This window comes from Streptomyces sp. NPDC001100, assembly GCF_053598575.1.
In genome coordinates, this window is the sequence record NZ_JBSFKO010000013.1 from 1 (window position 1) to 20,404 (window position 20,404).

The following is a 20,404-nucleotide window of genomic DNA, read 5'->3' on the forward strand; positions in this document are numbered from 1 at the left end:
GCTCGTCCGGGCTGGTCTCAACCCGGCTGGTGCTGATGGCGGAAGCCCTCCGGGAACGCCGCTCCCGAAGGCAGCCTGAGCCAGGAATCCCCCAGCTTCAGCTGGGGGAGGATGTCAATGGATCCGATCAGCGCACTGGGGCGAGCAGGCCGCAGTGTACTGCTGCGAGGTGGCGGCCTCACTGGCCCGGGCCGGGCGGGTTGGCGTGGCGGGGAAAGCTGCGTGAAGTCGTGTGAGGGCGTCAGTGGTCAGGGTGTAGTCGATCCAACGGCCGCGGCGGCGGCAGGTGACCCGGTCCGCCGCGCGGAGGCTCTTCAGGTGGTAGCCGAGAAGGTCGAGGGTGGCTGGCGTACGGCTCGACCAAGGGCCGCCGCGGCACGTGCGCCTCTTGCCTGTTCCCTTTCGACTCGCAAGTTCCTGCCTGAGTACGGCGAAAGCGCTGTCCTCGACAAGCTGCTGGAGCGCCGGTTCGACCGCATGTTCACCGCAGACGAGGCCGTCCACTGCTTCGTCGGCAACATCGCCGCGCACCCGAAGACCTTCATGCTGCTGGGCCTGTCCTACCCGAAGGCGAATGTCGTCCAGGGCAACCGTGACGTCTCCTCCGCGTTTCGGCCCCGCCGGGTTCGTCGGCCTCCTGGACGGGCCGCACCACGACACTCAGGGTCAACGGCCAGGCCTGCGTCTCCACCCGCCCGGAGCTGCTGTCGCAGCTGACAGCCGTCGGCAAGCCACCCGCCGGCGCGCCGGTGGTGGGGGTCGAGGAGGCCCAACTGTGGATGCCCGAGCTGACGATCGCCGACATCGAGCAGGCGGAGGAGGACTCGCTGAAATACCGCTACGCGTAACGGACCGACCCGCGACCGCTGAACCACCGGCCGCCCGAACCCCCGGGCCAGCACACCAAGACCAATCGCGGGTTGGTTTGTTACCGGGGCGGGTCCTTCACCCGTTCCCGGCGGCCGCTTGGGGGATCTGAGGGAAGATCTTGGTCGGGGCCTGCCAGGCGCCCCTGTCGTGGCATTGTTCTTGGACGAAATCCAGACGTCCATGAGCAGTCACCTTCAGAAAGAGCGCACCGCATGATTGTTTTCGGCACCAAGGGATACCTCTACCAGCTCGCGATATTGACACTGGTGTGCGGTCGCTGCGGTAATCCCGCCGCGCACACGCTCAGGAAGCGCGTCACCAAGTTCACGCTGTTCTTCGTGCCGTTGTTCCCGTTCTCGACGAAGTACGCGACGCAGTGCACCTTCTGCGGAGCGGAGCAGAAGGTGACCAAGGAGCAGGCCGAAGAACTGCAGGCCCAGGCCGCGAGCGGTCACTACGGTCAGGCGTACGGGGAACCGCAGCAGCAGCCGTACCAGTCCTGAACAAGGTCGAGGAACTGCCGTAGATCACCGTGTGGCAGCGTGCGGTGTGGCCCGAAGGCAGGGGGGTGGAGCAGCCGGGCGCCTTCATGTGTCGGAGGCCGGCTGGTGGCCATGTGCGCGTTCGGCTCCTCACCAGGCACGATGCCGCAAGAGTCGGGGCGCGGGCGGGTGTGCTCGTCCCTCCTCGTGAGGCCTGCCTTCACGGTCCCTCTCCCGCCGTGACCGCACCCGGACCCCGGTGACCGCCGCGCGGTCATTCGACGACTCGGAGGGTCGCTGGGATGTTCATGCGGCGCAGGCGGCGGGTGGTGAGCAGCGGGGTGAGTGCCACGGCTCCGATGCCGAGCAGGAGTGCGGTCAGGTAGGTGCCGGGGGCCAGGGTGACGTCGAAGCCGATCTCCGGCATGGTGCGGGCGAGTTGGACCTGGACCATCCAACGGTCGATGCCCTGGCCGAGCAGGATTCCGGCGGCGGTGCCGAGCGCGCCGAGGAGGGCGCTCTCGGCCACAGCCATGGTCAGGACGGTGCGGACGGGCAGTCCGAAGGCGAACATGGTGGCGTTCTCCCGGGAGCGTTCGTCGGCGGAGATGCTCGCGGCGTTGAAGGCGATGAGTACCGCCAGGGCAAGGGTCACGCCGGCGGCGATGTCGAGGATGCCGGTGAACTCCTCGACGCCCTTGCGCAGCGCGTCCACGGTCTCGGTGGCCGTCTGCACTCCGGTCACACCGGGCGTGGCGGACAGGGTCCGCTTGAGGTGGTCGGGCTCGGTTCCGGGGGTGGGGACCACCTCGACCGCGTTGGCAGTGCCCGTGAGTCCGAACAGGTCGGCGCGGGACCGGTCGAGGTAGGCCACCGTGCGCAGTGGGTTGGGATGCAGGGCGGCGACCGTGACCCGGCTGTCGGCGAGGGTGAACGTGCCCTGCGCCGACCGCCGGGGGTGGTGGAGGACGAGGGAGTCGCCGGGCCCGACGCCGAGGTCGTGCGCGGCCTTCTCGGAGAGCACCAGGCCGCCGGGGTGGTCTGTGAGGCTTCCCGCGGTAAGCGTGGGCCGCCACGGCCCGCCGCCGAGGTCACGCGACTCGACCAACAGGGTGACGGTCTTGCGGTCGCCGTGGCGGGCGGTGACGGGCAGGGTCAGCAAGGGCGTGGCGTGGTCCCCGCCGTTCGCGGCGGCCACGGCCCGCACTTGGGCGGAGCTGTCCGCGTGGTAGCCGTCGAGCTGAGCGATGACGCGACCGCCGCCGCCCCGGGTCGCTTCCTGTGTGCTGTCGCCGAGCATCGTCGCGAAGGAGTCCAGCATGCCGAAGACGGTGATCATGATGGCGACGGCCGCGCCGATCCCGAGTGAGGTGAGCGCCGTCCGGCGCGGTGTGCGCAGCACATTGCGCAGCGGCATCTGCCGGTAGCCGCGTCCGGGGACGGGCAGCCGGCGCAGCAGCGGGGCCAGACCGCCGCCCCGTGCGGCCAGGTGGCCGACCCGGATGGCGTCGACGGGGCGGACGCGGACCGCCCGCCACACGGGCCAGGCCACGGCCAGCAGTGGCAGGGCGAAGCCGAGCAGGGCGGCGTACAGGAAGGTGCGGTACTGGAAGGGGGTGTCCCAGACGGGCAGGGGAAGCAGGCCGGTCAGCAGCCCGGCCATGGCCCGGCTGACGATCACGCCGACGCCCAGCCCGAGGGCGACACCGAGCAGCGCGACCTGGACGCCCAGCAGCAGCGGCCGGGCGGCGATGCGGGACCGCGGTACCCCCAGCGCCATACCGATGCCGATCTCCCGGCGCTGTGCCTCCACGACCCTGCTGGTGAGGTTGAACGCGCCGAACGCCGCGCCCAGCAGCAACAGCAGGGCGATGATGTCGAAGAACCTGGCGTCGCCGTTGATGTCCTCGTACAGCGCGTGGTAGCCGATCTCGTCGTCGCGTACGGTCACGGTGCCGGACAGCGGGGTGGGACCGCGGCCGAGTGCCTTCTCCAACTGGCCCGCGACCGTCTTCTGGTCGGTGCCGGGGGCCAGGGTCAGTACGAGCTCGTTGACCTGCCCCTGCGCGTCGCCCAGCCGCTGTGCGGTGGCGAGCGGAACGAACAGCACCGCGAAGCCGGACTCGCCGATCATCGGGATGCCGCTGTCTGCGGCCGGGCTGAAGTAGTCGGGCGCGGTGCCCTGGCCCACGTACCGCACACGGGTGCCGCCCGAGATTAGTACAGTGCCGGAGGACGGCAGGTCGTAGTAACGGGCGAAGGCACGCTCCAGCACCGCGACCGGCCTGCCGCTCTCGCCGGCCGCGACTTGCCTGCCCGCGTAGACGTGGACGCGGTCCACCGCCGTATCGGCGGACGTGCCCACCAGACGGCCCGCCACCAGCACCTCGCGCCCGCCGTGTGACGCGTCGACCTGGGTGGGGACCGTGAGGCGTTCGGTGACCCCGCTCACGCGGTCGGCCGACGGTATGCGAGCGACCAGGTGCTCCAGCGTCCCCGCGGGCGCCGTCGTGCCCTTGGTGAGTGTCAGGCGTACGTCGTGCATGTCCAGCTTCGCGTAGCTGGCGTCGTAGGACCGGGTGCGCCAGTCGGCGGTGCCGGTGAAGCCCGCGTAGGCGCCGGTGCCCAGGGCGATGGTGAGGGCGATGGCCAGCACCAGCACCCAGCGCTGCCGCAGATCCCGCCAGGACCAGCGAAGCCAGATCAGCCGACTGCTCATCAGCACATCGCCGCCCCCGCTACCAGTGGAGTTCGTCGACGTCGGCGCGGCCTGCCGAGGGTGGTCCGTCGCTGACGACGCGGCCGCTGGAGAGCTCGACGACTCGGTCGGCGACCCGGGAGATCTCCCGGTTGTGCGTGACCACCAGCACTGTCTTGCCTGCCTGTGCCTGTTCCCGCAGCAGCCCCAGGATCTGCACTCCCGTGCGGAAGTCCAGTTCGCCTGTCGGCTCGTCCGCCAGCAGCACCGGGTTGCCGGTGGCCAACGCCCTCGCGATAGCGACCCGCTGCTGTTCTCCGCCGGACAGTTCGTGGGGGAAGTGCCGTACCCGGTCGCCCAGGCCGACCTGTCCCAGGGTATCCGCTGCCAGTCGTACCGCGTTCTCCCGGCCGGCGACATCGGCGCCGAACTGCACGTTCTCCAGGGCGCTGAGGCCGGGGAAGAGGTTGAAGCTCTGGAAGACGAAACTCACGGTGTGGCGGCGGAAGCGCTGCAGGTCCCGGGGCGTGGCGGCCGTGATGTCCTGTCCGGCGATGCGGATCCGGCCCGCGCTCGGCGCGTCGAGCGCTCCGATCAGGTTGAGCAGCGTGGTCTTGCCCGAGCCGGAGGGGCCGAGCACCACGACGAAGGCGTTCTCGTCCACGTGCAGGTTGACGCCGTCCAGCGCGGTGACGGTGGCCTGCCCCACCCGGTATCGGCGGCACACGTCGTCCAGGTCGATCTGGGTGCCCGTCGCCGCACGGTCGGCCGTGCCGACCACGGTGTCCATGTCGGCCACCTCCTGAGCTCGGTGCGCGGCCGCTCCCGCGGCACTGTGACGCCCTCCAGCCTCCATCCGTGCGTCCAGGCTGACGCTAAGCCGCCCACTGCTACGCCGCCCAGTGCCATTAGGCCCTCACATCCTGCCGGTGGGCCCATGGACCGTCGGCCGGAGGTTGTCACCCCCGGGGCGGGCGTTGGGCGCGAGGGGTGCGCGAGAGCCACGCCCGCCCAGCCCGCCAGGCATGTTCGGTCAGGACCACCGTGGAGGCGGTCGCCAGGCAGATCGCCCACTGCGCGGCGCCGAGGTGGACGGTGTCGAAGACGCCCTGGGCGAACGGCGCCTGCACGGCGACGACCTGGAGGACGAGGACTGCGGCCAGGGAAGTCCACAGGGTGCGGTTGTGCAGCTGGTACCGGCCCAGGACGGGATCGTCTTCGCTACGGGCGACCAGGGCGTTGAACAGCTGGAACAGGACGAAGGTCGTGAAGGCCATCGTGGCCGCGGTCGCGGCATCGGTGAGCTGACGGGCGGCGGCGAAGACGGCCACGGTGCCTGTGGCCATGACTGCGCCAGAACGGGTGATGGCGGTCAGGCGGCGGGGGTTCAGGATGCGTTCGTCGGGCAAGCGGGGCGGGCGGTGCATCACGTTGCCCCGCGGGGGATCGACTCCCAGAGCCATGGCGGGCGGCCCGTCCATGATGATGTTCACCCACAGCAGCTGGATCGCGGACAGGGGGGCGGGCAGTCCGGCCAGCACGGTCACGAGCAGGGTGAGGATCGCACCGATGTTCGTGGACAGCTGGAAGCGGACGAAGGTGACGATGTTGTCGTAGATGGAGCGGCCCTCGCGCACCGCACGGACGATGGTGGAGAAGTCGTCGTCGGTGAGCACCATGTCGGCCGCCTCTTTGGCGACGTCGGTACCGGTGATGCCCATGGCGACACCGATGTGGGCGGCGCGCAGTGCGGCGGCGTCGTTGACGCCGTCGCCGGTCATGGCCACGATGTGGCCGCCCTTGGACAGGGCTCGCACGATAGCGACCTTGTGTTCCGGGGCGACGCGGGCGAAGACACCGATACCGTCGATGCGGCGGGCGAGGTCGTGCTCGCTCATCCGGTCCAGTTCGGCGCCTGTGACGGCCTCGCCGGTGATATCGAGTTCGCGGGCGATGGCGGTGGCGGTGTCGGCATGGTCCCCGGTGACCATCTTGACGGTGACGCCGGCGGCCCGGGCGAGGGCGACGGCATCGCGGGCCTGGGGGCGGGGCGGGTCGGCGATTCCGGCGATCGCGGTCAGAGTCAGGCCCGTCACGTCGTCAGGGTGCGGTTGGCCGGTGACCGCGGTGGCGGCGCCGAGGACGCGCAGGCCCTGGCTGCCCATCCGCCGGGCGGCCTCGGTGACCTCCCGACGGCGCTCGGTAGTGAGCAGTGCAGGGCCTTGGCCGGTCAGGAGGTGGGTGCAGCGGCCCAGCAGGACATCGACGGCGCCCTTGGCATGGATGCGGGTGGATCCGTCGGCGTCGGTGTGGAAGGTGGCCATGTACTTGGCGGCCGGGTCGAAGGGCACCTCGCCGTCACGCTGCACGCGGAGGCGCTGGGCCTCGGTGTCGAGGCCCGTCTTGGCGGCGAGTACGAGCAGGGCCGCCTCGGTGGGATCGCCGATGATGCCGTCCGGGGTGAGGCGGGCGTCGTTGCACAGCACGAACGGCCGTAGCGCGTCGTGCAGTTGTGTGGTGTTGTCGCCGTCGGTGGAGCGTACGGTGCCAGCGGTGTCGTAGCCCTCACCGGTCACCTCGTACAGGCGCCCGGCACTCCACAGGGCGCGGGCGGTCATCTCGTTCAGGGTCAGGGTGCCGGTCTTGTCACTGCAGATCACGGTTGCCGAGCCCAGCGCCTCCACGGAGGCCAGGCGTTTGACGATGGTGCCGCGGTGGGCCATGCGGTGGACGCCCAGGGCCAGGGTGAGGGCGAGGACGGCGGGCAGTCCTTCGGGGATCGCGGCGACCGCCAGGGCCACGGCCCGTAGTGCCAGGTCGGCCAGGTTCTCGCCGCGGATGAGGGCGACGAGCGCGTAGGCGGCCACGGCGATGCCGCTGACCAGGGCCAGCCGCCGGCCCAGGCTGTCCATCTGGACCGCCAGTGGGCTGGGCGGTTCGGATCCGGTGCGCAGCGCCTCGGCGATCGCGCCGACCTCGGTGCGCGTGCCGGTGGCAGTGACGATCATCTCGGCGCGGCCGCGGGTGAGCGCGGTGTTCATGAAGAGCATGCCGGTGCGCTCAGCGACGGGCACGGGCTCGCCGCCGTCAGCGGCGCTGGGTTCGGTCGTCTTGGCGACCGGCTGGGACTCGCCGGTCAGCGCGGCTTCGGCGGCCTCGACCGAGGCGGCGACCACCAGACGTCCGTCGGCCGGTACACGGTCGCCGGCTTCCAGCAGGACCACGTCGCCGGGCACCAGCTCCCGGGCCGGCACGACCGTCACCTCACCGTCGCGGCGCACGCGGGCGGTGGGCACGAGCATCTGGCGCAGCGCTTCCAGGCTGCGCTCGGCACGGCGTTCCTGCAGGTAGCCGAGGACGGCGTTGACGGTGAGGACGACGGTGATGACGAAGGCGTCCTTGATGTCGCCGATGATCCCGGCGACGACGGCGGCAACCAGCAGCATGCCGATCAGCCAGTTGCGGAACTGGTCCAGCAGGCGCAGCCACTGCGGTCGACGGGTCGGTTCGGCCAGTTCGTTGGCTCCCCAGGTGTCGGTCCGCCGCTGAGCGTCGTCCGTGGTCAAGCCCGTGGCCGGTGCCACACCGAGCAGGTCCGCCACCTCGGCGACCTCCCACTGGTAGGCGTCCGCCACCGGTTCCGTCTGGCCGGTGGGCGCCTCGGGCCCGGCGGTGGGGATCTGTCGAGGCATGGTCACTCCTTGCGGCGGACGACGGTGACGGGGCAGTGGGCGTGGTGCAGCAGGGCCTGGCTGACCGAGCCGAGCAGTAGCCCCGTGAAGGTGGAGAGGCCCCGGTTGCCGACCACCGCCAGCGCCGCCGAGCGCGACTCGGTCTCCAGCACCTCGAACGCCTCACCGGCCACCACGGACCGGGTGATCCCGATTCCCGGCGCCACCTGGTGCGCCCTTTCCTCTGCGCGGGCCAGCACCCCGTGCACCATCGCCTCCAGGCCGTGGTCCCCCGGGCTCCCCGGGGCCGCACCCGTCTGCAGACTCGCCGAGGGACGGCCGAGGGCATGCACGATCCGCAGCGGCACTTCGCGCAGGTGCACCTCACGGGCCGCGAGATCGACCGCGTCAAGACCTGAGGCGGAACCGTCCACTCCGACGATCACCGGATCGCTCATGACGCACTCCCGTCTACGTGGCGTCACTGGCCGCAGCGGCTTTCAACACCCACGATCGATGCGGCCCTTTCGCGACGACAGGGGCCGTCCGGCCGCACGTGGGACCGCTCGGCCCTGCCTGTTCCCCGTGAACGGCGCCGACACTGACAGCACGCCGTACCGATCAGACCGGGCACCGCAACCGCCGGCCCGGGGCCCATCGGGACCTGCCGCCCGTCTGCACACGGCGAACCGGCGGTACGGGTTCGTACACGTACCGGAGCATGGCTGACGAGGGTGATCGGGTGTGGATGTCAACGAGGTGCTGCTGCCCGGCGTGGGACTGCGCTACGAGTTCGTCAACCGCGAGGGCGACCGGATCGGCGTCGTCGCACAGCGCTCGGGCGATTTCGAAGTGGTGGTGTATCCCGGCGACGACCCCGACGAGGCGCAGCCGGTGTTCCGGCTCACCCGGGAGGAGGCCGACGCCCTCACCGAGATCCTCGGCGCGCCGCGTATCGCGGAACGGTTCGCCGACCTGACCCGCGAGGTGCCGGGCCTGAGTGCCGGTCAGGTCGAGGTGCGTCCCGAAAGCCCGTGCGCCGGTCGCGCCCTGGGCGACACCCGGGCCAGGACCCGCACCGGCGCCTCGATCGTGGCCGTCGTCCGCGGCGAGGAGGTCATCGCCTCGCCCGGACCGGACCGGATCCTTCGGGCCGGCGACGTCCTGGTGGTCATCGGGACCCGCGAGGGCATCGCCGGCGTGCAGCGCATCGTTCGAGGCTGACCGGTGCACACCCCCGTCGCGCTGCTGCTGGTACTCGGGGCGATCCTGACCGCGCTGAGCCTGCTCGGCACGCTCGCCCGGCGCTTCGCCCTTTCCCCCGTACCGTTGTACCTGCTGGCAGGACTGGCCCTGGGCGACGGCGGCCTCGCCCCGGTCCCGGCCGCCCGGCAGTTCGTCGACACCGGTGCCTCCATCGGTGTGATCCTCCTGCTGTTCATCCTCGGCCTGGACTTCACCGTCCGGGAGTTCACCGCCGGCCTTCGGCGCCACCGTGCCTCCGCGGCCGTCGACCTCGTCCTCAACGCCGGCCCCGGCGCCCTCGCGGGATGGCTGCTCGGCCTGGACACCGCGGGAATCCTGGCGCTGGCCGGCGCCACCTACGTCTCCTCCTCCGGCATCATCGCCCGCCTGCTCGGCGACCTGCACCGCCTGGGCAACCGGGAGACCCCGGCGGTCCTGTCCGTGCTGGTGGTGGAGGACTTCGCCATGGCCGCCTACCTGCCTCTGCTCGCCGTCGTCACCTCCGGCGGCGCTTGGTGGCAGGCGCTGCTGGCCGTCCTGGCGGCCACGGCAGCCGTCGCCACCGCGATCGTCGCCTCAGCCCGCTGGAGCCACCGTGTCGGCCGGATCCTTACCCATCCCGACCCCGAGCAGGTACTCCTTCGCGTCCTCGGCATCACCCTCGTCGTCGCCGCGCTGGCCGAGATCATCCACGTATCCGCAGCCGTCGGCGCCTTCCTCATCGGACTTGCTCTCACCGGGACCGCCGCCGAACGGGCACGCGCCGTGCTCAGCCCGCTGCGCGACCTGTTCGCGGCCGTGTTCTTCCTCGCCCTCGGCCTGTCCGTCGATCCCGGTGCCCTGTTGCCCATGCTGCCCGCTGCCACCGCGCTGGCCGTGGCCGGAGCGGCCACCAAACTGGCCGCCGGCTGGTACGCCGCCGGCCGCGACGGCGCCGGCCGACGGGGTCGGCTGCGGGCCGGAACCGCCCTCATCGCCCGCGGCGAGTTCTCCGTCGTCATCGTCGGCCTCGCCGGTACCGCACAACAGCGCCTCGGGGCCCTCGTCACCGCATACGTGCTGATCCTCGCCGTGTGCGGACCCGTGCTGGCCCGGTTCACACCGACCCGCCCCACAGCCCCCGTTCCTGCAGCTCACGGCGGTCAGTGATACTCGCCCGCTCCTCTCACCACCACCACCGGACAGTGCGCATGATGCAGCAGGGCCTGGCTGACCGACCCCAGCACGAGGCCCGCGAAACCGTCACGCCCCCGCGCCCCGACCACCATCAGTTGGGCGGACCGGCTCGCCTCGATCAACGCCTCCCGCGTCCTGCCGTGCACCACCCTGTGCTCCACGGCCACCTCCGGATACCGCTCCTGGTGCCCGGCCAACGCCTCGGAAAGCAGGCGGCCCTCCTCCGCGGCCAGCGCGCCCGGCGGGCTGGCGTAGGGCAAGGACGGGTCCTGCGGCGCAGGCAGCGGGGCGTTCCACGTGGTCCAGGCGTGCAGGGCGGTCAAGCCGGTCTTGCGGAACGCTGCCTCGGCGAAGGCGAAGTCCACCGCCCGCTCACCGGCGGGCGAGCCGTCCACACCCAGCACGATCGGCCCCTCGACACTCGGCTGCTCACGCACCACCAGCACCGGACACCGCCCGTGCGCGACCAGATGCACCGCCGTCGACCCCACCAGCAGCCCTACGAACCCGCCCATTCCCCGGGAGCCGACCACGACCACCTCTGCGGCACGCGACTGGGCCTCCAGGACCGTCAGCGGCTCACCGGTCACCACGACGTGACTGACATCGACCTCCGGTGCCGTCTTCCGGGCACGCTCCACCGCCTCGGCCACCAGGTGTTCGACCATGTTCCGGACCCCGCCCTCGGGCGGGCCCAGCGGCCACGGCCCCACGGGCACGTGCGTCGCCGGCCACAGGAACGCATGGACGACCCGCAGGCCCGCCTCGCGCAGCCGTGCCTCGCGTGCCGCCACGTCCACCGCGGCAAGACTCGAGGCCGAGCCGTCCACGCCCACGACCACCAACCCGCTCGTCACCATGTCTCCCACCTCCGGACGCCAATGCCCCTCCACCTTCAGGTTCGCCCCGCCGACCCCTCCCTGCCATGGGGCCTGATGGCCCTACCCGGGCCGACCGTCGCTTCCCCGCAAGGCAGAAGGACCTCGACGCCGACGCCGCCCACTTCAAGGACCCGAACGACAAGCTGGTGCTGCTGAACACGAACGGCTCAGTGCAGTCGGTGAGGCCGATCCCGCACCACTACGCCCAGACGGCGTCGTCCGCCTCCGCGCACGCCCCGTACCCGGCGTACGTCCAGGACTTCAAGGCGCAGAACGCCGCCGACAGCAGCTCCGCCTCCCCGGCCCTGCCGATCGCCCTCGGCGCCGGCCTGCTGACCGCCGGCACGATGACCACCGTGTTCGCGCTGCGCCGCCGCAGGGCGCGCGCGGGGACCCCGACGGCGGCCGTGCAGGCCCCACGGCCTCTCTCCGACGAACCCAGACGGTCCCGGCCAGGTACAGGCCGGGACCGTCTCCCTTCGCTCGTCCTACTCGTCGGCGATCCAGTGCTCGAATGCCGTCAGGTGCCTCTCGGAGGCGGCAAGCAGGTTGGTGTACACCTGGCGCGTGTCCGGGGCGGTGAGTCCGGACAGCGCCTTGTTCAGTGCGGCGATGTCGTCGGTCTCGACCGTGCGGCCCGCCTTCAGGGCTCCGGACAGGCTGCCCTCGCCCTGCCCGAGCAGCCGGTCGTAGGTGGCCTGGACGCCCGGGTCGGTGAACTCACCGGCTGGCTTTCCGGCGGTCGGGTCGGTGACGTCGTAGCGGTCCAGCAGGGTGCGCACGGCGGTCAGGTGCTGGGTCTCGGCCAACGCGATCCGCTCGAAGACGCGCACGTCGTAGCGTTCGGCGAACGCCGTGTAGAGGTCGTGCGCGAGCTTCTCCTCATCGGCCATGCCCGCCAGCGTGACCTTCTGAGCGGCCGTCAGGGTGCCCTGCTCGGCCAGGGCGGCTCCGTTGCAGGTTCCGTCGTGCTGCCGCATGCCGTCCGTGGTGCCGCCACGGTGACGCGCCTGGTGCTGAGCATCCGTCATCATGCTCTGGGACGTGGTCTGCCCGGCCACCGGCCCGCCGCTACCGGGGTCCGCGATCACCGGGCCCACCGCCAGCACGCCGCCGATGGCGAGAGCGCCTGCGGTGACCGCTGTCGCGATCTTGATGTTGCGCCTCATGGCGAACCTCCTCGGTTCCGTGGGAGCGTCTCCCGTTCCCACACCGTCACCGTCGCGCCGGGCCCTGCAGTCGCCGTGCGGTACGTGTGGAGACGGGATGGAGACATCGGCCGGGTGGGTTGGGGCTGTTCGGCCCCTCCCTGGGGCGTGCGCAAGGCGCGTAGGTGTGGGACATGACCACGACCGTGCTCGTCGTCGAGGACGAGAGGGAGATCCGCGAGCTGTTGCGCCGCTACCTTGAGCGCGCCGGATACGGCGTGCTGACGACCGGCTCGGGCGCCGAGGCCGTACGGCTGCTCGGCGAGCGTGGGATCGACCTGACGCTCCTGGATCTCGGGCTGCCGGACGTGGACGGGGACGAGGTGCTGCGCGAGGCCCGTGAGCGCGGACGGGTGCCGGTGGTGGTGCTGACCGCGCGCAGCACCGTCGAGGACCGCATCCACGGGCTGCGGCTGGGCGCCGACGACTACGTGACCAAGCCGTTCAGTCCCACCGAGGTGGTACTGCGGGTGGGTGCGGTGCTGCAGCGCGCCCGGGGTACGGCGACGGGGGCGGCGCCCGTCGCGTCGTACGGCGAAGGACGGCTGCGGATCGACGAGGCCCGGCACGAGGTGGTGTTGGACGGCTGTTCCCTGGAGTTGACGCCCACCGAGTGGGGTCTGCTGACCACGCTCGCGTCCGTGCCGGGGCGGGTGTACTCGCGCTATGAGCTGGTCAACCGGGTGCGCGGCTATGAGTTCGCCGGGTACGAGCGGACGATCGACTCGCATGTGAAGAACCTGCGCCACAAGCTCGGGAGCGCCGGCCCCGACCTCGTGGAGACGGTGCTGGGCGTGGGCTACCGGCTGGGGTGGGCCCATGACGCGTGAGCCGCGTTCGCCGCGCTCCGGCATTCGGCCGTCCGATGGGCTCGGCCCGCTTGGCCGACGGCTGTTCGCCGCGTTCGCCGTGGTGGCGCTGGCGTCCGTGGCCCTGCTGACGGTCGCTGCGCTCGTCGGAACCGACCGCGGGCTCAGCAGTGCCCACCAGGCGGACCGTCAGCGCACCGCCTCCCGGGTGGCCGCAGCCGCCGCCGACGCCTACCGGACTGCGGGCAGCTGGGCATCGGCCGACCTGTCGGCCGCGCGCTCCATCGCAACCGGCGCTGGAGCGGTGCTCACCGTGCGGGACGCGGACGACGAGATGATGTCCGGTGGCTCCGGTGCCGGGTCGGAGGACGGGCACGGCATGTCCGGCTCAGGATCCGGGCATCACGGGCAGGGCACCGGCTCGGGGCCCGGCGCGAGCGCGCCCGTGGTGGTCGACGGCAGCACCGTCGGCTCCGTACATCTCGTCTTCTCGGCCGGCTCCGGGTCGGCGGGCCGTTCCGTCGCCTGGGGCTGGGTGGCCGCGGCTGCCGTCGGCGCGCTCGCCCTGGCGCTGGCCGTGAGCTGGTTCGTCACCCGGCGTCTGACCGCTCCCGTGGTCCGGGTCGCGGCCACCGCCCGCGCGCTCGCCGGCGGAGACCGCACCGCGAGGGCCCGCGTCGACGCGCCCGGGGAACTCGGCGACCTCTCTCGCGCCTTCGACGCCATGGCCGACGACGTCAACCACGTCGAGCAGGCCCGCCACCGGCTCGCAGCGGACGTCGCCCACGAACTGCGTACGCCCCTGACCTCGTTGCAAGCGGGGCTGGAAGAACTGCGCGACGGCTACGCCGACCCGTCGGCCGAGCGCCTGGCCTCCCTGCACGACCAGGCCCTGCGGCTGGGCCGCATCGTCGGTGACCTCGGGGAACTCGCGGAGGCTGAATCGGCCCGGCTGTCCCTGCACCTGGCCGAGGTGGATCTGACCGCCCTGGCCGCCGCCGCCGTGGCCGAGCGCGAGGCCGAGCTGCGCACGGCGGGGCTGACCGTACGCACCGCCCCCGGCCCCGCTCCCCTACTGGTCCGCGGGGACGCCGACCGCCTGCACCAGGCCCTCGGCAACCTGCTGAGCAACGTCGCCCGCCACTGCCGTCCCGGCGACACCGCCACGGTCACCACCTCCGCCACGCCCTCCGAGGCACTCGTGGAGGTGGCGGACACCGGTCCGGGCATCCCCGCCGACGAGCTGCCGCACGTCTTCGACCGTCTGTGGCGCGGGGCCCGCGCTCGTTCCGCGGGCGGCAGCGGCATCGGTCTGGCCGTGGTCAAGGAGCTGGTCACCGCCCACGGCGGCACGGTCACGGCGGACTCCGGACCGGGCGGCGGGACGCGGATGACGCTGCGGCTGCCCAGGTCCGCGCCACACGGCTCACGGCTCGTTTCCGCCCCCGGCGTCGAGCCGCGCCTTACCTCCCAGGCAAATACCCCCAGGGGTATTTGACGCTCCCCTCCGGGCCGCCGTACTCTCGCCGGAGAGATACCCCTAGGGGTAATTGAGGAGGCAACGAAGTGGCTCGTGAAGTGACACAGGAAGCGTTCGCGGCGGCCTGGGCCGACGGCGCGCTCGTGGTCGACGTACGGGAAGCGCACGAGTACGCGGCCGGGCACGTACCGGGCGCACGGCTGATGCCGCTGCGGACCGTGCCCGTCCGATGCGGCGAACTGCCCGCCGACCGGCCGGTGTTCGTGATCTGCGCCGGCGGCAACCGCAGCAGGACCGCCGCCGACCGGATGACCTCCCGCGGCCTCGACGCCTACTCCGTAGCGGGCGGCACCGGCGCCTGGGCCCGTGGCGGGCGTCCCGTCGCGGCCGGTTCGCACGAGCACGCCGCCTGACTCCGGCCGACACCCGCACAACGGCCAGTTGGAGCAGTTGGAAAGGAGCACCGCCTTGGCCGCCACCCCCTCCCCCACCGACGCACCGATCTCCGGTCGCCATCGCGTCGCCGTCATCGGCGGCGGCAGCGCCGGCATCAGCGTCGCCGCCCGCCTGCGCCGCGCCGGCGTCAGTGACATCACCCTGATCGAACCGTCCGACACCCACTGGTACCAGCCCCTGTGGACTCTGGTCGGCGGCGGCCAGGCCCCATTGCATGCCACCCGCCGCCCCGAAGCGTCCGTGATACCCGACGGCGTGCGCTGGATCCGCCGGCGCGCCCTGGCCGTCGACCCCGACACCCGCACGGTGACCCTGTCCGACGGCGCCGAACTCACCTACGAGTACCTGGTGTTGGCGCCCGGTCTCCAGCTCGACTGGGACGGCGTGCCGGGCCTGGCCGAGGCGATCGGACACGACCGGGTGAGCAGCAACTACGCACCCGAGTACGCCCCGCGCACCTGGGAGCTGATCAAGAAGATGCGCTCGGGCACCGCGGTCTTCACCCACCCGGCGACCCCGCTGAAGTGCGGCGGCGCCCCGCAGAAGATCGCCTACCTGGCCGCGGACTACTGGCGCAGGCAAAAGGTTCTCGGCGACATCCGCGTCATCCTCGTCATCCCGGACGCGGCGATGTTCAAGGTGCCCGCCTGGTCACAGGTCCTGGAGAAGGTGGCCGCCCGCTACGGGATCGAGGTGCGGCTGCGCTCCGAGATGACCGCCGTCGACGGCGACGCCCGCGAGGTCACCGTCACCGACCATGCGAACGGCACGAAGGAGATCATCGGCTACGACCTCCTGCACGCCGTGCCGCCGCAGAGCGCCCCCGACTGGATCAAGACGGGCCCGCTCGCCGACCCGGCAAGCCCGCAGGGGTTCGTCACCGCGGACAAGCACACGCTCCAACACCCCTCCTACGACAATGTCTTCGCGCTCGGTGACGTGGCGAACCTGCCCACCTCGAAGACCGGTGCCGCGGTGCGCAAGCAGGCCCCGGTCGTGGCCGGCAATCTGCTTGACGTGATGAACGGCCGGGCTCCGTCGCGCCGTTACGACGGCTACACGTCCTGTCCGCTGGTGACCGCCCGCGACCGGATGCTGCTCGCCGAGTTCGACTACGACCTCAACCCCGCACCCTCGTTCCCGCTGCTCGATCCCTTCACGGAGCGGCGCACGATGTGGGTGTTCAAGCGGTACGGCCTGCCGCCGGTGTACTGGCACGGCATGCTCACCGGCCGCCTCTGACCGGTCGGCCCGGGCATCCCCCGGCCCGGGCCGACCACCGTCCCCGCCCTCCGACATGGGCGGACCAGACCCTTCCGCATACCCCCTGGGGTATTCAAACCCTTCTGACACGGAGGTCACCCGCCCATGTTCTTCGCCCAGTACTACCTCGACTGCCTCTCCCAGGCGTCGTACATGATCGCCGACGAGACCACCGGCAAGGCCGTCGTCGTCGACCCGCGCCGCGACGTCTCCGAATACCTCACGGACGCCGCCGAGCACGGTTTCACCATCGAGGCCGTTCTCAACACCCACTTCCACGCGGACTTCCTCGCCGGTCACCTGGAGCTGGCCGACCGTACCGGCGCCTGGATCGGCTACGGGCAGCGTGCCGAGGCCGAGTACCCCATCCGCAAACTGACCGACGGCGAGCGCATCAGCCTCGGCGACGTCCATCTGCAGATCCTCGAAACCCCCGGCCACACCCCGGAGTCGATCAGCGTCCTGATGTACGAGCACGCCGGCGACACCATCCCCTACGGCGTGCTGACCGGCGACGCGCTGTTCATCGGCGACGTGGGCCGGCCCGACCTGCTCGCCTCCATCGGCGTCACCGCCGACGAACTCGGCAAGATGCTCTACGACACCATCCAGCACAAACTGATGGCCCTCCCGGACGCGGTGCGGGTCTTCCCCGCACACGGCGCCGGATCCGCCTGCGGCAAGAACCTCTCCACCCAGCGCCAGTCCACCATCGGCGAACAGCGCGCCACCAACTACGCCTGCCGCCCGATGAGCGAGGCGAAGTTTGTCTCGCTGGTGACCGAGGGCCAGCCGTCCGCGCCCGCGTACTTCGTCTACGACGCCATCCTCAACCGCAAGGAGCACGGCCTGTTCGACGCGGCCTCCGCGCCCCGGCCGCTGTCCGTCGAGGAGTTCATGCAGCGGCGCGCGGCGGGGGCTGCCGTCCTCGACGCCCGCTCGCCGCAGGACTTCGCGCCCGGGTATCTGCGCGGCTCGGTCAACGTGCCCGCGGACGGCCGCTTCGCCGAACAGGCCGGCATGGTCGTCGCCCCCGAGCAGGACGTCGTCGTCATCGCGCCCCAGGACCGCGAGGAGGAGGTCGTCACCCGGCTCGCCCGGATCGGCTTCGACAAGGTCGGCGGCTACCTGCGCGAGCCCGAGGGAGCTTTCCCCGCCCTGGCCGACGAGATGGAACAGGCCAGCCGCCTGACCGCCGACGAACTGCGCTGCCTCCTCGACGGCGACGAACCACCGCTGGTCCTGGACGTGCGCAACACCGCCGAACGCGAAGAAGGCTTCATCGAGGGCTCCCTGCACATCCCGCTCGCCGAACTCGCCCGCCGTATCGACGAGATCCCGGCCGGCCGGCCCCTGGTCGTCCACTGCGCCGGCGGCCACCGCTCCTCCATCGCCGCCAGCCTGCTGCGCCACCAGGGCCGCACCGACGTCTCCGACCTGCTCGGCGGCTACGGCGCCTGGCTCGCCCTGTCCGCATCGGCCGACGTGTGATCCACCCCGCTCCCGGGCGGCGGCCGAACCCGTCGGCCGCCGCCCGGTCCCCCTCGCAAGAAGAACGCTTCACGGACAGCAGGGACCCCCGATGACCACCAGTGCCGACAAAGCCCGACTCGATCCCGCGACCCTGCGCGACCTGACCCAGGAGGGCGAAGGCCCGCGCCTGCTGGACGTGCGTACGCCCGGCGAGTTCCGTACCGCCCACATCCCCGGCTCCTACAACGTGCCCCTCAACACCCTGCGCGAGCACCGCGGCGAACTGCTGCACCACCTCGACGAGGACGTCATACTCATCTGCCGCTCCGGCGCCCGCGCCGCCCAGGCCGAACAGGCCCTGGCCGAAGCCGGACTGCCCAACCTGCGCGTCCTCGACGGCGGCGTCATGGCGTGGAAGACCGCCGGAGGCCCACTCACCCGCGGCCCCGAACGCTGGGACCTGGAGCGCCAGGTGCGCCTGGTCGCCGGATCCATCGTGGTGGTCACCGGCATCGCGGGCCTGTTCCTGCCCGGACTGCACCTGATCGGCACGGCCGTCGGGGCCGGACTGACCGTCGCCGCGCTCACCAACACCTGCGCGCTGGGCATGCTGCTGGCGAAGCTGCCCTACAACCGCGGCCCGCGCACCGACCTCGACACGGTCGTCGCCGCCCTGCGGGGCCCGTCGTGATCGCCCTGGTCGTCGCCGCGTCCCTGCTGATCGGGGCCGGCCTGGGCGTCCTGGGCGGGGGCGGGTCCATCCTGACCGTGCCGGTCCTCGTCTACCTGGCCGGGATGGAGACCAAGGAGGCCATCGCCACCTCCCTGTTCGTCGTCGGCGTGACCAGCGCGGCCGGAGTCGTCCCGCATGCCCGCGCCGGGCGGGTGCGGTGGCGCACCGGGCTGATGTTCGGTGCGGCCGGCATGAGCGGCGCATACGCGGGCGGCCGGCTGGCGGCGTTCGTTCCCGGCACCATGCTGCTTCTCCTGTTCGCCCTCATGATGATCGCCACCGCCGTCGTCATGATCCGCGGCCGTCGGAAGCCGCAGCAGATCCGCCACGAACTTCCCGTGGGGCCCGTCCTGTTGAACGGCGTCGCCGTCGGCCTCGTCACCGGGCTGATCGGGGCGGGCGGCGGTTTCCTCATCGTCCCCGCGCTGGCCCTGTTCGGCGGGTTGCCGATGTCCGTAGCCGCCGCCACGTCGCTGCAGGTGATCGCCCTCCAGTCGTTCGCGGGGTTCGCCGGTCATCTCTCCGGTGTGCACATCGACTGGACACTGGCGGCCGTCGTCACGTCGACCGCCGTCGTCGGCAGCCTGGTCGGCGGCCGTCTCGCCGGGCGCATCCCGCAGGACGCGCTGCGCAGGGCCTTCGGCTGGTTCGTCGCCGCCATGGGCGTCTTCGTGCTGGTCCAGCAGATGCCCTCGGGCGTGCGCCACGCCCTCGTGACGAATCCATGGGTCTGGTCCATGACGGCCGCGACCGCCGGGGCCCTGTTCAGCTGGTACGTGCTACGCCGCTCCGGTCGGACCCGGGACCGGGCCGACGACGCGTCAGGGCCCGCAGTCGGGGAGGACGGACGCCCGTACCCACATCCCTCACACCAGGACACGACGTCCAGCCACGCCTCCCGGTCACCACTCGACACGTAGCGGCGCAGCCCCGCCTCCGACGAACACGCCCCAAGGAGATGTCCCGTGAAGGACACGGTCCTCGTGAACGAGGTGGACGACTCGCATGTCCCGGCGGAGACACTGGCGACGGCAGCGGCAGAGGCGTTCACGTACTTCGCGGACGCGCGTGTCCGGCACTACGTTCCCGTTCTGGCCTTAAAGCGCGCCTCACGCCAGCTTTCCGCCGGCTTCGACACCCGGGACGACGCAGGCGGCGCGGCATGAGACCGGCACCGAAGTGCGTCATCGACCGCTCTCGTCCCTGCAACGCCTGCATCGCCCCGGATCCCAGCAGCTGCCCCTACCCGTATCTGCTCGCCGGGGACGACGCGGAAGACCCGGACGACGGCAACAGTACGGACGAGGATTCCACTGACCCGGAACGACCGGAGGAATGAGGTACGCACGATGGACGCAGCGGGCTGGGACGAGCGGTACCGGGGCAGCGAGCTGGTGTGGAAGGCCGAGCCCAACCGGTTCGTCGAGGAGGAGCTGGCCGGTCTGGAGCCGTCCGGGCGGGCCGTGGATATCGCCGCCGGTGAGGGACGCAACGCGGTCTGGCTCGCGGAAAGGGGCTGGGAGGTGGACGCCGTCGACTTCTCCGCCGTCGCGCTGGAGAAGGCCGAGCAGATGGCCGCCGGCCACGGCGTGCGGCTGCACACCGTCCGCACCGATCTCACCGACTGGGCTCCCCGCGAGGCGACGTACGACCTGGCGCTGATCGCCTATCTGCACCTGCCGTGGCCGGAGATGTCCCAGGTACTGGCGCGGGCCGCCACTGCCGTACGCAAGGGCGGAACCCTGCTGCTCGTCGGCCACGACGCGGCCAATCCCGAGCACGGTCACGGCGGCCCGCAGGATCCGCGCGTGCTCTACAGCGCCGGGCAGGTCGCCGATCTGTGGCGGCCGTACGCCGACATCCTGCGGGCCGAGACGGTCACCCGGCCGGTGACCGACGCCGAGGGCGGAAGCCGTACGGCCCTCGACGCGCTCGTCCACGCCGTACGGCGATGAGACC

At 71.7% G+C, this 20,404-nt stretch carries 20 protein-coding genes and 1 pseudogene; 14 read left to right on the forward strand and 7 right to left on the reverse strand.

From position 1 onward, the window contains the following. Nucleotides 1-644: 644 nt before the first annotated feature. Together ACWDEW_RS20070 and ACWDEW_RS20075 are read left to right on the forward strand one after the other, a co-directional pair. Nucleotides 645-848 (forward strand): annotated as a pseudogene (locus ACWDEW_RS20070) (MSMEG_1061 family FMN-dependent PPOX-type flavoprotein); the annotation flags it as partial. 234 nt (nt 849-1,082) lie between these two features. Further along, nucleotides 1,083-1,373, forward strand: a complete 291-nt coding sequence (locus tag ACWDEW_RS20075) for a zinc-ribbon domain-containing protein (RefSeq protein WP_450514303.1) — start codon at nt 1,083-1,085, stop codon at nt 1,371-1,373. 253 nt (nt 1,374-1,626) lie between these two features. On the opposite strand, the gene ACWDEW_RS20080 is transcribed toward ACWDEW_RS20075, so the two are convergent. From ACWDEW_RS20080 to ACWDEW_RS20095, 4 genes are all read right to left on the reverse strand, one after another. Continuing rightward, nucleotides 1,627-4,071: an ABC transporter permease gene (locus tag ACWDEW_RS20080; protein ID WP_450514304.1), complete on the reverse strand. Its 2,445-nt coding sequence runs from the start codon at nt 4,069-4,071 to the stop codon at nt 1,627-1,629. 19 nt (nt 4,072-4,090) lie between these two features. Then, on the reverse strand, nt 4,091-4,840 hold the full coding sequence (locus ACWDEW_RS20085; RefSeq protein WP_450514305.1) for an ABC transporter ATP-binding protein: 750 nt from the start codon (nt 4,838-4,840) through the stop codon (nt 4,091-4,093). A 169-nt stretch (nt 4,841-5,009) separates the two neighbouring features. Continuing rightward, a complete protein-coding gene (locus tag ACWDEW_RS20090) occupies nt 5,010-7,742 on the reverse strand; it encodes a cation-translocating P-type ATPase (protein ID WP_450514306.1) in 2,733 nt (910 codons plus the stop codon). Nucleotides 7,743-7,744: 2 nt separating this feature from the next. Beyond that, complete coding sequence (locus tag ACWDEW_RS20095) at nt 7,745-8,179, reverse strand: universal stress protein (RefSeq protein WP_450514307.1); 435 nt, start codon at nt 8,177-8,179, stop codon at nt 7,745-7,747. A 286-nt stretch (nt 8,180-8,465) separates the two neighbouring features. On the opposite strand from ACWDEW_RS20095, the gene ACWDEW_RS20100 reads away from it, so the two are divergent. Further along, nucleotides 8,466-8,945 carry a cation:proton antiporter regulatory subunit gene (locus tag ACWDEW_RS20100; protein ID WP_450514308.1) on the forward strand — a complete coding sequence of 160 codons (480 nt, stop codon included), beginning with the start codon at nt 8,466-8,468 and terminating at the stop codon, nt 8,943-8,945. 3 nt (nt 8,946-8,948) lie between these two features. Beyond that, a complete protein-coding gene (locus ACWDEW_RS20105) occupies nt 8,949-10,115 on the forward strand; it encodes a cation:proton antiporter (protein ID WP_450514309.1) in 1,167 nt (388 codons plus the stop codon). Here the strand turns inward: ACWDEW_RS20105 and ACWDEW_RS20110 are convergent. From ACWDEW_RS20110 to ACWDEW_RS20120, 3 genes are all read right to left on the reverse strand, one after another. Then, a complete protein-coding gene (locus ACWDEW_RS20110; protein WP_450514310.1) occupies nt 10,109-11,002 on the reverse strand; it encodes a universal stress protein in 894 nt (297 codons plus the stop codon). The genes ACWDEW_RS20105 and ACWDEW_RS20110 overlap by 7 nt on opposite strands. Nucleotides 11,003-11,222: 220 nt before the next feature. Beyond that, nucleotides 11,223-11,369 (reverse strand): hypothetical protein, encoded by a 147-nt coding sequence (locus ACWDEW_RS20115; protein WP_450514311.1) that lies wholly within the window; start codon nt 11,367-11,369, stop codon nt 11,223-11,225. A gap of 142 nt (nt 11,370-11,511) precedes the next feature. Beyond that, nucleotides 11,512-12,192 (reverse strand): DUF2202 domain-containing protein, encoded by a 681-nt coding sequence (locus tag ACWDEW_RS20120; RefSeq protein WP_450514312.1) that lies wholly within the window; start codon nt 12,190-12,192, stop codon nt 11,512-11,514. A 173-nt stretch (nt 12,193-12,365) separates the two neighbouring features. Between ACWDEW_RS20120 and ACWDEW_RS20125 the strand changes: the two genes are divergently transcribed. The 10 genes from ACWDEW_RS20125 to ACWDEW_RS20170 all read left to right on the forward strand — a co-directional run bounded on the left by ACWDEW_RS20125 (nt 12,366) and on the right by ACWDEW_RS20170 (nt 20,400). Continuing rightward, nucleotides 12,366-13,061: a response regulator transcription factor gene (locus tag ACWDEW_RS20125; protein WP_450514313.1), complete on the forward strand. Its 696-nt coding sequence runs from the start codon at nt 12,366-12,368 to the stop codon at nt 13,059-13,061. Beyond that, on the forward strand, nt 13,051-14,538 hold the full coding sequence (locus ACWDEW_RS20130; protein ID WP_450514314.1) for a HAMP domain-containing sensor histidine kinase: 1,488 nt from the start codon (nt 13,051-13,053) through the stop codon (nt 14,536-14,538). The genes ACWDEW_RS20125 and ACWDEW_RS20130 overlap by 11 nt, the downstream gene beginning before the upstream one ends. A 68-nt stretch (nt 14,539-14,606) precedes the next feature. Then, nucleotides 14,607-14,933, forward strand: a complete 327-nt coding sequence (locus ACWDEW_RS20135; RefSeq protein WP_450514315.1) for a rhodanese-like domain-containing protein — start codon at nt 14,607-14,609, stop codon at nt 14,931-14,933. A 55-nt stretch (nt 14,934-14,988) separates the two neighbouring features. After that, entirely contained in the window at nt 14,989-16,218 is a 1,230-nt protein-coding gene (locus ACWDEW_RS20140) for an FAD-dependent oxidoreductase (RefSeq protein ID WP_450514316.1), read from the forward strand. Between the two features lie 126 nt (nt 16,219-16,344). Continuing rightward, the gene (locus ACWDEW_RS20145) at nt 16,345-17,730 is read left to right on the forward strand and encodes an MBL fold metallo-hydrolase (protein ID WP_450514317.1); all 1,386 of its coding nucleotides are present in this window, start codon (nt 16,345-16,347) and stop codon (nt 17,728-17,730) included. Between the two features lie 91 nt (nt 17,731-17,821). Then, nucleotides 17,822-18,403 (forward strand): rhodanese-like domain-containing protein, encoded by a 582-nt coding sequence (locus ACWDEW_RS20150; RefSeq protein WP_450514318.1) that lies wholly within the window; start codon nt 17,822-17,824, stop codon nt 18,401-18,403. Then, nucleotides 18,400-19,365 (forward strand): sulfite exporter TauE/SafE family protein, encoded by a 966-nt coding sequence (locus tag ACWDEW_RS20155; RefSeq protein WP_450514319.1) that lies wholly within the window; start codon nt 18,400-18,402, stop codon nt 19,363-19,365. Before ACWDEW_RS20150 ends, ACWDEW_RS20155 begins: the two co-directional genes overlap by 4 nt. 45 nt (nt 19,366-19,410) lie before the next feature. Continuing rightward, complete coding sequence (locus tag ACWDEW_RS20160; RefSeq protein WP_450514320.1) at nt 19,411-19,611, forward strand: three-helix bundle dimerization domain-containing protein; 201 nt, start codon at nt 19,411-19,413, stop codon at nt 19,609-19,611. Then, a complete protein-coding gene (locus ACWDEW_RS20165) occupies nt 19,608-19,784 on the forward strand; it encodes a hypothetical protein (RefSeq protein ID WP_450514321.1) in 177 nt (58 codons plus the stop codon). Before ACWDEW_RS20160 ends, ACWDEW_RS20165 begins: the two co-directional genes overlap by 4 nt. A gap of 10 nt (nt 19,785-19,794) precedes the next feature. Next, the gene (locus ACWDEW_RS20170) at nt 19,795-20,400 is read left to right on the forward strand and encodes a class I SAM-dependent methyltransferase (protein WP_450514322.1); all 606 of its coding nucleotides are present in this window, start codon (nt 19,795-19,797) and stop codon (nt 20,398-20,400) included. The last annotated feature ends 4 nt before the right edge of the window (nt 20,401-20,404 follow it).